Genomic DNA, 13,223 nt, shown 5'->3' with positions numbered 1-13,223 from the left:
CGACGTGGGAGCAGCTGAAGTCCAGTTTGCCAGGTCGAGTGTGCTCATCGTACCGCGAATGTCAATCGCCGGGTACACCACTCTGGCGTACAATCGCTGTTCCCGAAAAATCGCTGTGGACAGATTATGGAAATGACTACTATTGTGCTGTTGCTGCTGGTGCCGGTGGCGGTATGGCGCATCTACTCGCGCCTGAAAGCCATGCTGGTCCGCACCCAGTCCGAACTGTGGAAGCACTACACCATGGCGGCCATCATGGCCGCCGCGCTGCTGATCCTGCTGGTGCTCTCGATCGGCAAGTGGCCGGCGCTGGGCGCGCTGGTGACCGGCGCCGCACTGGGCGCGTATCTGGGCCGGCGCCAGTTTTCGCTGACGCGCCTGCGCAACCTGCCGGAAGGCTTTTTCTACACGCCCGACCGCCGCCTGCCGCTGTTGATCATCATGCTGTTCGTCAGCCGCCTGATCTACCGCCTGTTCGAGGCTTACCTGCATATGCACGACGGTATCGCGCTCGACCCGGACTTCCTCGGCAGCCCGGTTACCACCGTGGTCTTCGGCCTGCTGGCCGGCTTTTACCTGACGTACAGCGTGCTGCTGGTACGCTGGCACAAGAGCCAGACACCGCTGCCAAAACCGATCAATATCTTCGATATCAAGTAAATCATTCAACTCATCGGGCCGGCAAACGGCCCAGGAACGCGCAGTAGGCGGGCGGCACGGCGGCGTTGGTCAGTACATCGTTATGCCCGGCGCCCGCCACCATCAACAGCTGCTTCGACGGCGACGGCAGCGCTGCATACACCTGCCTGGCCAGCCGTGGCGGCGTGATCCTGTCCTCTTCCCCTTCCAGCACCAGTGCCGGTCCGGCGTACCCCGCCACCGTGGCGACGTTGTCGATGCCCTGCAAGGCCGGATCGATTTCCAGGCGCACGAACGGCCACACGTACCACGGCATCCTGGCATTGCCCCAGTCGCGCACATTGGTGGTGGTCGATTCGAGCACCAGCGCGCGCACGGCCGGCCGTTGCTGCGCCACGTAAGCGGCGACGAAACTGCCCAGCGACTGGCCATGCACCACCACCCTGCCCGGCTGGCGCGCGTTGACATGATCGAACACCCGCAGCGCATCGTCCTTGAGCGTGGCGATGGTGGGCGTGCCGGTGCTGCGGCCATAGCCGCGATAGTCGAATATGGTCACCTCGGCCACCTGGACGGTGCAGGACTCGAACGCACCCAGTACGCCAGCGCCATGGCGGTCGAGGTGAAAGGCATTGCCGCCGAAGTACAGCACGGTCAAGCCGGTACCGGCGCGCGTGGCTTCGACGCCGCCCAATTGTGCGTCTGCCACCGGCAGCGATACCGCGTCCACGTGCCACGCCGGTGCGCTGGCGCTATCGAGCCGCGTCCTGGGCGGCGGGTCTTCGGGCCGGTCGGCGCGCAGCACATCACGCTCGCCCACCTGCATTGCGCAGCCCGATAAACCGACCATGATTGCCACTATCCCTGCCACGACTCGCTGCATGCCTGCTCCTGTTTTATTGACGGTACAATTGACTCAATTCAATATACAACAACAATTACTTACTGTAAAACGATAAATAATTAACCCAATACAATCAATATGAACATTACCCTGATCCGCTGCCTGCTGTGGCTGTGCGTGGCCGTGCAAGCGGCCTTCTTTTTCTTTGCCTGGACCACGTTCGCGCCGGCCATCGGCAGCATGACCATCGACATCACCGCCAACGGCGTCAGTACCGCCACCAAGCTGGGCTTGACGACCGCCCAGCGCGCGCTGGGCGCGGCGTTGGCGGCGCTGCCGGTGCTCGTTCTCGGTTACGGCTTGTGGCGGCTCGACCGCTTGCTGCTCAACTTTCGCCGCCAGGACCTGTTTACGCCGCAGTCGGTGGCGCACCTGCGGGCGTTTGCTGGCGCCACGCTGGCGGCGACCTTGTTGTCGATCGTGGAGCCGCCGCTGCGCACCCTCGGCTGGTGGCTGATCACCGGCGTCAAGTCGCCGCTGCAAATCGGGCTGACCGGCGAGCAGGCCATGCTGATCCTGGTGTGCGGCCTGTTCTACCTGGTCACGCGGATGATGCAGGAAGGCGGCCGGCTGGCGCAGGAAAACGAGGGCTTCATCTGATGGCGATCGTGATCAACCTGGACCTGATGCTGGCCAGGCGCAAGGTCAAATCGCGCGAGCTGGCGGCGTACGTGGGCATCACCGAGCAGAACCTGTCGCTGCTCAAGTCGGGCAAGGTGAAAGGGATACGGTTTGCGACGCTGGAAAAGATCTGCGAGCGGCTCGATTGCCAGCCGGGGGATATCCTCGAGTGGACGGTGGGTGGGGATGAAGATGAAGGTGGCGTCGAGATCTGACGCCACCTTCGGTTGAGGGTAGAAACCCGTGCGGGATCAGGCGGCTTTGGCGGTTGCCTTGGCGCCGGCTTTGCCATCGGCTTTGCTAGCGGCTTTACCAGCTTCCACGTCCGCCGCGCGCCGTTGCAGCACGAAGATCGGCTGCGCCCACTGGGTGTCCTTCTTCTTTTTGCTCGTAATGAGGGTCAGTTCCGAAGGGTCGTAGACGTCGGTGTTGTGCGTGAGCGGCGTCGTCATCAGGTACTGGGCGTCGGTGTTTTTCAGGAACTCGCCGACCAGCTGGATGTTGCGGATATCCAGGTGGGCAAACGGTTCGTCGATGAACACGAAGCCGCCCGAGCCCTCTTCCGATTTCAGCAGCGCGATCAGGAGCACCAGCGACTTCATCACCTGCTGGCCGCCCGACGCTTCGCCGTCGTTCATGCCGATGATGCCCTTGCCGTCGAACTTGAAGCGCACGTGCAGGCCGGCTTGCGACAGCAGCACGTCGTCGTTTTCCAGCTTGACCGGATCGGCGTGCACCTCGATGCCGGCCAGTTCGCCGAGCTCCTTGATGTTCTTCGAATAGGTCTTGATGGTGTAGCGCAGCCGCTCCATGTAGGCCCCGCGCGCGTTGCCGGTCGCTTCGATGGCGCGGTTGTTCTGGTAGCGGCGCTCGTCGGTTTCCGACTGGCGGCCACCGAGCTGCTCGCTCAGGCGCGTGTACTGGTCGATCACGGTGGCGTCGAGCTCCCAGTCGCTGCGGGCCAAACTGGCTTCGAGCGTGTGCAGGCGCAGCGTGACCTGGTGCGTGTTCTGGTGCTCGGCAACCAGCGCCAGGCGGCGCTCGAGGCGGCGCCAGCCCTTGGGCAGGTGGCGCCAGTTCTTGCGCAGCGTGAGCAAGGCGCGCGCGTGGTCGGCGCGCTGTTCGATCTGGCGCTTGAGGTTCAAGCGCGTGCCCGCTTCCGCTTCCGACAGGGCAAAGCGCGCGTTCTGGCACGTGGTGTCGGCCCGGGTACGCGCCACCACGGCGGTCTTGATCAGGTTTTGCAGCTCGCCCAGGCGGCTGCCCACTTCCGTGCGCTCAGTGCGCAGCGGTACCGCGTTGCGCGACGCTTCCTCGAACTCGTCGTGGCGTGCTGCCAGTTCCTTGGCTGCGTCCACCCCGGCCAGGCGGGTTTTCAGCGCGCTGATTTCCGACGCCAGCTTCGATACCGCCAAGGTCAGCGTATCTTCCTGCGCTTCCAGTGCCGGCAGCGCTTTCTGGATCGCTTCCATGCGCTGGGTACGGCCGGCCGTGCCGAAGCGGTAGCGCGACGCTTCCACGAACAGCGAGCGGCCACCGCGGCGTTCGCGGTGATAGGCCTCGGGCGTGATCCATTCGTCGTTGTTACCGAGCTTGGCGCCGGCATCGACGCTGTCCACGCGCGTGATGCGCGAGAGCTGCTCGACCAGCCATGAAGGCACCTTGGCGGCGAACTTCACCACCGACATCAGGCTGTCGTCGCGGGTGGCGTGGGCGTTCACCAGGTCGGTGACGATGAAGTGGCGATAGCGCTCCTTTTCCGCCAGGCGGTACGCCGACGTGGCGTCGCCGGCTTTATCGAGCAGCACCACCGACGCGTAACCGCCCAACACGCCCTCCACCGCGCCTTGCCAGCGCGGATCGGTCACTTCGACGATGTCGGACAGCATGGCGTGGCTGATGCCGGCGTCGTTAAGCGCGCGGCGCATGCTGCGCTGCGCTTCCGGCTCCGGCATCGCGGTCTTGCCTTGCAAGGCCGAGATGGTGGCCATTTCGCCGGCGATTTTCGCGGCGACGGCATCGCGGGCGTTGCGCTGGCGCGCCAGCTCGATTTCCTTCTCTTGCAGCTGCTGTGCCACTTCGGCCAGGTCGGCGCCGGAATCGGCGGCCAGCTTTTGCAGGCGTGCCTTTTGCTCGAGCAGGCTGTCGAGCGGTTTGAGTTTGCCGTTGATCAGGTTCAGGCGCGATTGCAGCGACGTCGATTCCTGTTCCAGCACGGTCTCGTGCTGCTGCGCCTCGGTCAGCGCACGGGCGAAGTTGGTCACCGCGTGGCGCTTGTCGGCCAGCTGGGCGTCGGCCTGCTGCAGCGGTTTGCGAGCTTCGCGCAGCTGGCGGCTGATGTTGCCCTGCTTTTCGCGCGCCTCGTGGTATTCCAGCGTCGGCAGCGCTTCCTCTTGCAGGTTGCGGCGCTCCTTGTTCAGGTCTTCCCACTGGTGGTAATTGGCCACGCGCAGGCGCAGGCCCTCCAGGTTGGTCTTGGACGCGTCGAGTTCCGCCTCGAAGCGTTTCAGCTCTTCCTCGGTGTCGCGCTGGTGGCGCTTGGCTTCGTCGTAGGCGTCGAGCACCTCCTTGTCGCCGAACACCTGGAACACCAGGTCGAGCAGCTGGCGCGGTGCGTATTCGCACAGCTTGTCGGTCTCGCCCTGCTCCAGGGCCAGGACCTTGGCCATGGCCGGCGACAGGCCGGCGTTGGCCAGGCGCTTGCGGTAGTTTTCCACGCCGAGCCAGTCGTTGCCGACGTCGCCGATGTCTTCGATCTGCACGTTACCGGGTCGCATCAGGTACTGGCGCTTCCAGTCGCCGCCGTTCTTCTGGATCTGGCAGAACAGCGTGACTTCGTCGTCGCTGAAAAAACCGGAACTGCGGAACGGACGATTGGACAGCTGCTTGCCGACCGCCTTGTTATCGACCACCGCACGCAGCCAGGCCGTCTGCTGGCCGCTGTGGCGTGCATAGTGTTTATAGGTGCGGCCCATCGAGCAATCAAGGCCGAACAGGGTGCGCAACGCGTCGAGCAGCGTGGTCTTGCCGGAGCCGTTCTGGCCGGCGATGGTGATGATCTTGGCGTCGAGCGGGATGTTCTTGATGCGCTGCCAGTAATCCCAGTGGACCAGCTCCAGCGATTTGATATGAAACATGGCTTAATCCTTGGGTGGTTCTTGGGCGCCTTGGGCGTCTTGCTGTTCTTCGAACGGCACGTCGAAGACCGGCACGGCATTGCCATCGGCGTCGTAGTCGGGGTTTTCCATTTCAGGCTCCACGGTTTCCACGGCGTTGGGGGCGTCGTCCTCGTACGCGCGCGGCTTCGGAATCCGGCGCGGCACGGCCATCTCCTGCGGCGGTGTGCGCTTGAAGACGTCGGCCAGCGCGCCGTTGATGATGCGTTCCTTGAGCAGGTCGGTATCCATCAGCAGGTCGAGCAGCGGGCCTTCGAGCACCACGTCGCCACGGCGCTCGATGAAGCCGAGCTTGGCGAGGATGGACAGGTTCATGTCCAGCCGCGTCTTTTTACCGAGCTTGTCGCCGAAGTCGGCCAGCAGCGCCTTGTAGGCGATGCCGATCGAGGTGTCTTCGGCGCGCGGCAGCGGGCGCTCGGTGCCGAACATGTCGTTCTGCTTGTCGTCCGCATGCTGGTGGTTTTCCTGGCGTTCGCGCTTGGGCAGAATGATCTGCGCCCACAGCACGACCAGCAGGGCCACGCCATCGCGCGACAGGCCGAAGTTATTGTTCTGCCACACGTCCTTGGCGCCGAAAATCTTCGGTTCGATATTGCGCGTGAGCGCCACCGTCACGTGGTCGGCATACACGTTGTCGAGCAATTTCAGGCCCACGGCCAGCAGGCGCGCGTCCACTTCGATGCGGAACTGTTCGTCCGCCAGTGCGCGCTTGACCAGGCGGTCGTCGCGGCGCAGGGTCTGATGCGCGAGCAGGCGCGCGATCAGGATTTGTGCATCATCATTCATCGGACTTGTCGCCTTCCGGGTTCAAAGACAGGGTAAGCGAAGCGAGAGACATTGCCGCCACGTGCAGGTCGGGCAGTTGTACCATTTCGTCGCTCGGGGTAAAGGTGACAGGCAGGCGCGCCAGGTCGCCGGTGGCGCCTTGCAAGCGCGCTTCGTCGGCGTCGCCCAGGAGCGGCAGCATCGAGGCGCGGTACGACGCCACAGCGAACGACGCCGGCAGCAGCGATTCGTGCACCTGGATCGAAGGCGCCGCACCGTCCACGCTGGCGGGGAATTTCCCGGGCGAGGTAAAGTCGGCCAGGCGCGCCAGCCATTCGTCGAGTTCTTTTTGCATCGGTGGTCCGTCGCTGATCGTGGTGGGCGCGTCTTCGCCGCTGGGCAGGCCGCCCTGCACCGCGCTGGCGGCGCGGTCGGACAGCAGTTCGGCTTCGGCCACGTCGATCATCTCGGCCGGGGTAATAAACTGCGGCACCACCGGCAGGTCGATGGCGCCCACGGCCAGCGAGGCCAGGTCGTCGTGCTGCAACAGCCAGCGCTTGATGTCGGTGGTGGAGAGACCAGACTGGCCCAGGTGCACGCGCTGGCGCTCGATCTGGTTCAGCGCGCGCGAGAACATGCCCTGCATATTCAGCAGCGACGACTGCGCGCGGCCAATCGCCTGCGCCGCCCGGTGGGTGGCGTGGTCGGCGTTTTCGTCGCTGGTGATCGCCCGCAGAATCTCGGAACCCTTCTCCACCCAGTCGCACGCCACGTGCCATTTTGCCTGCGACTCGCGCAGGCGGAACTCGGAGCCGGACGCGATCGCGTCGGCGAATTCCTCGGTCAGTTCCACCAGGCGGCCCAGCAGGTGGTGCAGCTGCTCCACGGTGACGCCGCCCATCATCTGCGAACCGGCCACCTGCGACAGCAAATAGCCCATGTCGGCCGGATCTTCTTCCTTGCCCATGGCCAGCAAGGCGTCGATGGCCGAGAGCACGTTGCGCGCCATCGGCGTGACACGATAGACGGCCTGCTGCGCATCCCACGCCAGCAACTGGTTGGTACGCAGGCGCATGAGCACCGTCTCCAGGCTTTCGGGCAGCAGGTAGGCCAGGCGGGTATTGATGTCCGGGCGCGTAAAGCTGGCCGACGCCGTATCGGACGCCAGCTCGCGCAGCACCAGGAGGCGCACCAGCACGCCGTCGAAACCGCCGTGGAACAATGCTGTAAACACTTGCAGCAGCGGCTGCGCGCGTTTCAGGTGGTAGACCTGCTCGATTTCATCGGCCGAGATATTGGGCTTGAAGTGGGCCTGCAGGCCATCCTGTTGCGAGTCCAGCGCCGGGTCGGGCGCGGACTCGGTTGTCATAGTTTCTATCATTCTTAGCCATGTTGGTCGCAACAATCACCGCGTCCTCGCGGGGGCGACAGTATAGCAGTTGCCATCACCGGTTAAGCCGTTCTCACTTTTTGGTGAATTTATCAAGTGTCTGGTCCACGTAGTCGCCATCGGCGTCCTTGAACACCACGCGCACCGGGTACCAGTCCATCGTTGGCGCCAGCCACAGGTCCACCTGCGAATCCTTGTCGTCGGCGGTCTGGCGCACCAGGTGCAGCGCGCTGATGTCGCTGCCGCCCACGCTGATGGTCTCGGTCTTGACCACCTTGAATACCCACTGCTCGGCGTTGCGGCGCGCGGCGACGAAATACGCCCACTCGCTGCCCGGCTTGAACTTCTCGGGCGTGGCGCGGGCGTTCGCCGCCAGCTGCCACTGGATGCTCACCCGATCCTGCTCGCCGCCCTTGATCGGATAGGTCTCGTCGCCCACGCTGAAGCTGATGGTCCTGGTGTCGCGCTTGAAGGAGGCGGTGGTGGCCTCCTTGCGGAAGCGCTTTTCCATGAACGACACCGGCGCCAGGCCGTAGTCGTCGATGGCGCCTTCGCTGCGGGTTTCCAGGATCTTGCCGAAGATCGGCGCGCGGCTCTCGGCTGCGACCGAGTACTTGCCGTCGCCGGCGCGCCACTGCACGGTGGCGGTGCCGTTGATGGTGATGCCGTGCTGTTTGGCCTTGATGGCGTAAACAAGGTCTGCCGACGGCGGCGCGCTGAAGGCACGCTTGACGGCCGGGTGCTCGGCATCGGCAGCATGAGCCGCGAAGGTGGCGCCGCCCAGCGCCAGCATGGCGGCAAAGTTCAGCGCGCGAAAGGTAGGGTTGGTTTTCATGTCATTGTCCGGTGATTGTTATTTTGGAGACGGTCTGCGTGGTGAGCGCGCCGCTCGCTTCGGTATTGCGTATCTGGACCGGGTACCACTGCATGCCCGGCGCCAGCCAGATGTCGAGCCGCGACGAATACGTGCCCGGCTTCGGTGGCCGCGTCAGGTGCCAGGTGACCAGGTTGCCCATCCTGGTGTTCAGTTCATCCTCACCCACCAGCTGGAAGCGGAACAAGGTCGCTTCCTTGTCCTCGCCCACCTGGATGTCGATGTCGCCGCCCAGCTGGTTGACGTCGGCGCGGCCGATGCCGGCCAGCTGGAATGGCACCGTGGCCTTGTCCTGCGCGCCGGCCAGCAGCGGGTAGCTGCGGTCGGAGGCCGAGAACGAGATCGTGTTGGCGCCGCCGTTACGATTGAAATGGGTGGCGGTCTCGGACCGGCGCGCGCGTTTTTCGGTAGCCCGCTCGGGCGCAATGCCATAGTCGTCGATGGCGCCCTCGCTGCGCAGCACCAGCAGGTTCAGGCGCGTGACCAGCAGGCTCACGCCCGCTTCCACAGACGCCCGGTAACGGCTGCCGTCAGTATGCCATGTCATCACGGCAGACCCTGTCCATTTGGCGCCGTCGGCATCCACCCGCGCCACGTCCATGTCGAACGTGGCCGACGGCGGCAGATTCACCTTGTAGCGGCGCCCGCCCTGCGGGGCCGGTTCGACGACGGCGGGTGCGGGGTCGCCGGTGGCCTTGTCCGGTGCTGGCGCTGGCGCGGCTGCCGGCGGGGCCGGGGCCGCAGTTGCGGTTGCAACAGAGTTGGGCGTCACCGCGAGATCGAGGTCGGCGGCATCGATGGCCGGCGCCGGCGCTGCGCTGTCCACCGCAGTGATGGCCGCTCCCGCCTGCGTCGGCGCCGGCAGCGCTGGGCGCGGACGGGCGAAGGCCGGCTTGGCTGGCGTATCGCCGTTCGGCTTGACCGCAGCCCTGGCGGCGGCATCGAGCGGTGCAATCTCCTGCAGCGGCGCGCTGACCAGGCGCGGCGGCAGCGTCAGGCGCACCTGGGCAGTGACCACCGCCGGCTTGGCGTTGACGGTGGCCGATGCCACCAGGTGGCTGGCGGCCCAGTCGATCGCCAGTCCGTGCAGCACCACCGTGGCGGCGCAAAACAGCACCATGCGGCGGCGTTGGGAAAGGAAGGAGGCGATCGTCATGGCGCTAGTTTAACGTGTTCGGCCAAATGCTTCCGGCGGCAGCAACGTTGCCAGAAAACTTTGATCGGCCACGCGTTATCTGCTACGCTGAACCAACTACTACAGGAGACTTTCATGGCCCAACCACAGATGCCGCACATTCCCGGCGCAGCAGTGATGAACGACACACTGGACTTCGTTAAAAACCTGTGGGGCAGCATGGGCGTACCCGGCCTGACCACGCCCACCCTGTCGGTCGAAGAACTGGACAAGAAGATCAACGACCTGAAGGCGGTCGAGGCGTGGCTCAACCTGAACATGAGCATGCTGCGCGGTAGCATCCAGGCGCTGGAAGTGCAGCGCAACACCATCGCCACGCTCAAGTCGGTGGGCGCCAGCCTGGCTGCCGCCGTCAATCAGAATACTGCGCAGGCTCCGGCGCCAGGCGCCGATCACAAGTCGATCTTCGACGCCAACCCGTACACCTCGGCCTTCTTCCAGCATGCGCGCGAAGCCGACAAGCAAAAGCCGGCTGCGGCACAGCCAGCGCCACCACCACCGGCGCCGGAACCCAAGGCCGCCGGCGCTGCGCCAGCACCGGACCAGGCCAAGCCACAGGCCGACCCCACCGCCGGCGCAGCCGCGCTGTGGTGGAATCTGTTGCAGGATCAGTTCAAGCAGGCGGTATCGACTGCCGCGGCGTCGGAGTCGATGATGGCCGAGACGGCAGCCAAGTTTGCCGCCGCAGCGACGGCCAAGCCGGCAGCCGATGCAGCGCAACCGGCGGCAGAAGCAGCGGCGCCGGCGGAGGACAAGAAACCCGCCGCCAAGCGCGCACCGCCGAAACCAGCCAAGCCAGCCGCCGGGAAGTAAACGTTACAAGCGCCTGAGAAACCTCCAGAGCGAGGCGCAGCGACGAAGACAGTTCGAATGTACGGCGAGGAGCTGCAACGAAGCTATGGAGGCTTTATCAGCGTTATGCCAGGCGCAGAATGCGGATGGCATCGACCAGCCCATCGGCTTGTTTTTGGACTTTCTGGACGTCGATCAAACCTTCTTCTTCAAGCAGCTTGGCGCTGTCGAGGGCGCCCTGGAAGCTCTCGATGGTGTCACCCTTGGCGGCGACCGGTTTTACCCAGGCTACGCTGCCGACCTTCATTTTCGTATAGACTTCTTTTGCGATATCGCGCATAAATTTACATCCTCTCTCTGGTGGCACGGTCTTGATGGCCGCACCTGTTTTAATATTATTAATATAAATGGTTTAACGATCCGGGACCGCGCCGTTGGCGGCCTCGTACTCGCTGGCCGCAACTGCCGCCACCACGCCGGATACCGGCGCCAGCATCGCCAGCTGCTCCATCAACTGGGCAAAGCGCGGCTGGCCGGGGGCGATGGCGTCGACATGCATGAGCACCTCGATCGCCTCGTCGGCCAGTTCGCGCACGTAGCCGGTTTGCTGCAGGCGCGAGATCAGGATCTGCGCCGAATTGAACAGGATGCGCATATTGTGCGGCAACGCGTTGCGCGCCACGCGCATCCAGTCGATGGCTTCGCCCAGCCGGTCGGACTTCCACAGCAGCACGCCCTTGTTCATCATGTCGGCCGCTTCCTTGCGCGCAGAGCGTATCAGTTCGATGCCCTCGTCGCCCATGCGCGCCCTGTCGAAGATCTTCTGCACTTCGTCCATCAGCGGCACGTTATCATGGTTGTTGCGCGCAATGTAGCACAGCAGTCCCACCGGCGCCTCTTTCACGCCCACCGCGAAGAGCAGGGTCGCCATGTCGAGGCAGGTGGCGGTGTCGGGCCGGTGGCGGCTTTCGTCGGCCAGCATCGTTTCGAGTTCGTCGCCCGATTTGCGCGCGCGGCGAAAGTCGCCGGTCTCGTGGTGTACCAGGCCCTCGGTGATCTTGGCGCGCAAGGTGACCTGGTCGCCGCCGAACTGGTGGACCGCCGCGTTGAGCAGGCGGATCGCTTCCTTGGTGTCGTTCTTCTTGCCGCACACGCGCGCCATGCCGAAGTAGGCGTCAACTGTCTTGGCCACCGAGTATTCGCCGATGTCGATACACTTGCGGAATGCCTTTTCCGCCACCGGGATATTATCGAGCCGGAGCGCAGTCTGGCCCAGGGTGCGCTGGCGCGGCACCGAATTGGGCGACAGCTTGGCCGCCTTTTGCAGCACGTCGAACGCTTCCTCATGCTTTCCCTGCAACTGGAACGCCCGCGCCAGCTGGTCGAAGGCGTCGATATAGAAGCGGTTGTCGGCGATCACCGCCTGGAACATCTTCTGCGCTTCTTCCACCTCGCCGTCGTGCATCATGATCCTGGCCAGGCCGCAGCGCGCCCAGTTGTAGTCGCGCTCCTGCAGCACATGCTCGTACACCTTGCGCGCGCCGATCGGGTCGCCCGCCTTGAGCTGCAAGGTGGCCTTCATGCGCAGCAGGTCGATTTCGTGCAGCGGGTTGACGGGAATCTGCTGTTCGCACAGGCGCGCCGCGCGCAGGTAGTCCTTGTCGGCATAGGCCTGGTCGATCTCGCGGAAAATCTGCTTCTTCAGCCACACGCGGTTCAGGCGCGTGAGCAGCACGCCCTCGGTGATCGGCTTGATGATGTAGGCATCGGGCTGGTGCTCGGCCGCGCCCATCACCGACTCCACGCTTTTTTCGGCGGAGACCATCAGCCACACGCTGCTGGGCAGGATCAGGTTGCGGATGCGCGCTTCTTCCAGCACCTGCTGGCCGTTCTTGCCGTCGCCCAGGTTGTAATCGCACAGCACCACGTCGTAGCGGGTTTTGGCCAGCAACATCATGCCCTCGCCGCCGCTGGCCGCCTGGTCGATATGCTTGGCGCCCAGGTTGCGCAGCGATTCGCGCAGCAACTGGCGGATGCCCACGAAATCGTCGACGATCAGGTAGCGCTTCTCGCCCCAATCGATCTCGCCGTCGCTCTGCACCATGGCCGTCATGGCAGGCGCAGTACGAAACAGCCACCGCCCAGGCTACCGCCATTTTCCAGGGCGATGGCGCCGGTGCGCTGGCGGTGGCGGTGCATGCGCGCCACCTCGCTGGAAAAATACAGCCCCAGGCCGCTGCTGTTGCTGGAGAAGCGCACGCGCACTTCGCGGGTATCCATGGCGTTGGCGCCGGCGTCCAGCATGGCCTGCGGGAAGCCGCTGCCATTGTCTTCCACCCGCAGTTCCAGGAAGTCGCCGTCCTTCCGCACCGACAGGCGGATGCGGTCGCGCGTGTAGCGGATGGCGTTGTTGATCGCGTGGACCAGCACCCCGATCACCAGTTCTTCGTCGAAGGTCCAGATGGCGTCGGGTGCGAAGTCGGTCTCGAAGGCGATGCCGCGCGAGTGCAGCAGGATGCGCGCCTGCCCTTCCACCTGCTCGACCAGTTCGCGCACGCTGCGCGGAGCGGGATCGAACGGGTAACCTGGTTTGCCCACTTCCTTGTACAAGGCAAGCAACTGGATCAGGCTGTCGTTCAGGCGGCGCGTCTGGTACAGCATCTGGCCCAGTTCCTGGTACTGCGCCGGCCCGGCGGCGGCAGCAGCGGCTTGCGCCGCAGGGGGCGTGGCCAGCAGGTGTTCGAGCGTGCCACTCAAGACGCTGATCGAATTTTTCATGTCGTGCACGGTCGATGCCAGGAACATCAGCAGTTCGGGCGAGCCTTGGTAGTGCTGGGACAAGTCGTCATCCATCGCGTCGCGCTCCG

At 64.5% G+C, this 13,223-nt stretch carries 13 protein-coding genes; 4 read left to right on the top strand and 9 right to left on the bottom strand.

The window, feature by feature from the left end; genetic code table 11:
* Positions 1 to 132 precede the first annotated feature (132 nt).
* Positions 133 to 660 carry a CcdC protein domain-containing protein gene (locus DUPY_RS08170; protein WP_229255290.1) on the top strand — a complete coding sequence of 176 codons (528 nt, stop codon included), beginning with the start codon at positions 133 to 135 and terminating at the stop codon, positions 658 to 660.
* Positions 661 to 670: 10 nt separating this feature from the next.
* Here the strand turns inward: DUPY_RS08170 and DUPY_RS08165 are convergent, their stop codons facing one another.
* On the bottom strand, positions 671 to 1,522 hold the full coding sequence (locus tag DUPY_RS08165; RefSeq protein WP_070247334.1) for an alpha/beta hydrolase: 852 nt from the start codon (positions 1,520 to 1,522) through the stop codon (positions 671 to 673).
* A gap of 99 nt (positions 1,523 to 1,621) precedes the next feature.
* Between DUPY_RS08165 and DUPY_RS08160 the strand changes: the two genes are divergently transcribed.
* Positions 1,622 to 2,143 (top strand): DUF2975 domain-containing protein, encoded by a 522-nt coding sequence (locus DUPY_RS08160; protein WP_070247333.1) that lies wholly within the window; start codon positions 1,622 to 1,624, stop codon positions 2,141 to 2,143.
* A complete protein-coding gene (locus DUPY_RS08155; protein WP_070247332.1) occupies positions 2,143 to 2,379 on the top strand; it encodes a helix-turn-helix domain-containing protein in 237 nt (78 codons plus the stop codon). Before DUPY_RS08160 ends, DUPY_RS08155 begins: the two co-directional genes overlap by 1 nt.
* Before the next feature lie 36 nt (positions 2,380 to 2,415).
* Here DUPY_RS08155 and DUPY_RS08150 read toward each other — a convergent pair whose 3' ends face one another.
* From DUPY_RS08150 to DUPY_RS08130, 5 genes are all read right to left on the bottom strand, one after another.
* A complete protein-coding gene (locus DUPY_RS08150; protein ID WP_070247331.1) occupies positions 2,416 to 5,301 on the bottom strand; it encodes an ATP-binding protein in 2,886 nt (961 codons plus the stop codon).
* Between the two features lie 3 nt (positions 5,302 to 5,304).
* On the bottom strand, positions 5,305 to 6,126 hold the full coding sequence (locus tag DUPY_RS08145; RefSeq protein WP_070247330.1) for a hypothetical protein: 822 nt from the start codon (positions 6,124 to 6,126) through the stop codon (positions 5,305 to 5,307).
* Positions 6,119 to 7,474: a hypothetical protein gene (locus DUPY_RS08140; RefSeq protein WP_371851763.1), complete on the bottom strand. Its 1,356-nt coding sequence runs from the start codon at positions 7,472 to 7,474 to the stop codon at positions 6,119 to 6,121. The genes DUPY_RS08145 and DUPY_RS08140 overlap by 8 nt, the downstream gene beginning before the upstream one ends.
* 94 nt (positions 7,475 to 7,568) lie before the next feature.
* Positions 7,569 to 8,330, bottom strand: coding sequence for a DUF3108 domain-containing protein (locus tag DUPY_RS08135; protein WP_070247328.1), 762 nt, complete (start codon positions 8,328 to 8,330; stop codon positions 7,569 to 7,571).
* A gap of 1 nt (position 8,331) precedes the next feature.
* Positions 8,332 to 9,525: a DUF3108 domain-containing protein gene (locus tag DUPY_RS08130; RefSeq protein ID WP_070247327.1), complete on the bottom strand. Its 1,194-nt coding sequence runs from the start codon at positions 9,523 to 9,525 to the stop codon at positions 8,332 to 8,334.
* Between the two features lie 114 nt (positions 9,526 to 9,639).
* On the opposite strand from DUPY_RS08130, the gene DUPY_RS08125 reads away from it, so the two are divergent.
* Positions 9,640 to 10,377, top strand: coding sequence for a PhaM family polyhydroxyalkanoate granule multifunctional regulatory protein (locus tag DUPY_RS08125; RefSeq protein WP_070247326.1), 738 nt, complete (start codon positions 9,640 to 9,642; stop codon positions 10,375 to 10,377).
* A 103-nt stretch (positions 10,378 to 10,480) separates the two neighbouring features.
* On the opposite strand, the gene DUPY_RS08120 is transcribed toward DUPY_RS08125, so the two are convergent.
* The 3 genes from DUPY_RS08120 to DUPY_RS08110 form a co-directional block, all read right to left on the bottom strand.
* On the bottom strand, positions 10,481 to 10,696 hold the full coding sequence (locus DUPY_RS08120; RefSeq protein ID WP_070247325.1) for a hypothetical protein: 216 nt from the start codon (positions 10,694 to 10,696) through the stop codon (positions 10,481 to 10,483).
* A gap of 72 nt (positions 10,697 to 10,768) precedes the next feature.
* Positions 10,769 to 12,469, bottom strand: a complete 1,701-nt coding sequence (locus DUPY_RS08115; RefSeq protein WP_070247324.1) for a tetratricopeptide repeat-containing response regulator — start codon at positions 12,467 to 12,469, stop codon at positions 10,769 to 10,771.
* Positions 12,466 to 13,209 carry a sensor histidine kinase gene (locus tag DUPY_RS08110; protein ID WP_070247323.1) on the bottom strand — a complete coding sequence of 248 codons (744 nt, stop codon included), beginning with the start codon at positions 13,207 to 13,209 and terminating at the stop codon, positions 12,466 to 12,468. Before DUPY_RS08110 ends, DUPY_RS08115 begins: the two co-directional genes overlap by 4 nt.
* Between the last annotated feature and the right edge of the window lie 14 nt (positions 13,210 to 13,223).

Origin of the sequence: Duganella phyllosphaerae (assembly GCF_001758785.1) — a bacterium.
Classification (GTDB): domain Bacteria; phylum Pseudomonadota; class Gammaproteobacteria; order Burkholderiales; family Burkholderiaceae_D; genus Rugamonas; species Rugamonas phyllosphaerae.
The sequence above is the reverse complement of the archived record's forward strand: the minus strand, read 5'-3'. Positions and strand labels throughout refer to the sequence as shown.

What these genes read in the sequence shown, in the direction of transcription:
- DUPY_RS08170 (WP_229255290.1), top strand. Translation starts at nt 133, where the DNA reads ATGACTACTATTGTGCTGTTGCTGCTGGTGCCGGTGGCGGTATGGCGC.
- DUPY_RS08165 (WP_070247334.1), bottom strand. Translation starts at nt 1,522, where the DNA reads ATGCAGCGAGTCGTGGCAGGGATAGTGGCAATCATGGTCGGTTTATCG.
- DUPY_RS08160 (WP_070247333.1), top strand. Translation starts at nt 1,622, where the DNA reads ATGAACATTACCCTGATCCGCTGCCTGCTGTGGCTGTGCGTGGCCGTG.
- DUPY_RS08155 (WP_070247332.1), top strand. Translation starts at nt 2,143, where the DNA reads ATGGCGATCGTGATCAACCTGGACCTGATGCTGGCCAGGCGCAAGGTC.
- DUPY_RS08150 (WP_070247331.1), bottom strand. Translation starts at nt 5,301, where the DNA reads ATGTTTCATATCAAATCGCTGGAGCTGGTCCACTGGGATTACTGGCAG.
- DUPY_RS08145 (WP_070247330.1), bottom strand. Translation starts at nt 6,126, where the DNA reads ATGAATGATGATGCACAAATCCTGATCGCGCGCCTGCTCGCGCATCAG.
- DUPY_RS08140 (WP_371851763.1), bottom strand. Translation starts at nt 7,474, where the DNA reads ATGACAACCGAGTCCGCGCCCGACCCGGCGCTGGACTCGCAACAGGAT.
- DUPY_RS08135 (WP_070247328.1), bottom strand. Translation starts at nt 8,330, where the DNA reads ATGAAAACCAACCCTACCTTTCGCGCGCTGAACTTTGCCGCCATGCTG.
- DUPY_RS08130 (WP_070247327.1), bottom strand. Translation starts at nt 9,525, where the DNA reads ATGACGATCGCCTCCTTCCTTTCCCAACGCCGCCGCATGGTGCTGTTT.
- DUPY_RS08125 (WP_070247326.1), top strand. Translation starts at nt 9,640, where the DNA reads ATGGCCCAACCACAGATGCCGCACATTCCCGGCGCAGCAGTGATGAAC.
- DUPY_RS08120 (WP_070247325.1), bottom strand. Translation starts at nt 10,696, where the DNA reads ATGCGCGATATCGCAAAAGAAGTCTATACGAAAATGAAGGTCGGCAGC.
- DUPY_RS08115 (WP_070247324.1), bottom strand. Translation starts at nt 12,469, where the DNA reads ATGACGGCCATGGTGCAGAGCGACGGCGAGATCGATTGGGGCGAGAAG.
- DUPY_RS08110 (WP_070247323.1), bottom strand. Translation starts at nt 13,209, where the DNA reads ATGGATGACGACTTGTCCCAGCACTACCAAGGCTCGCCCGAACTGCTG.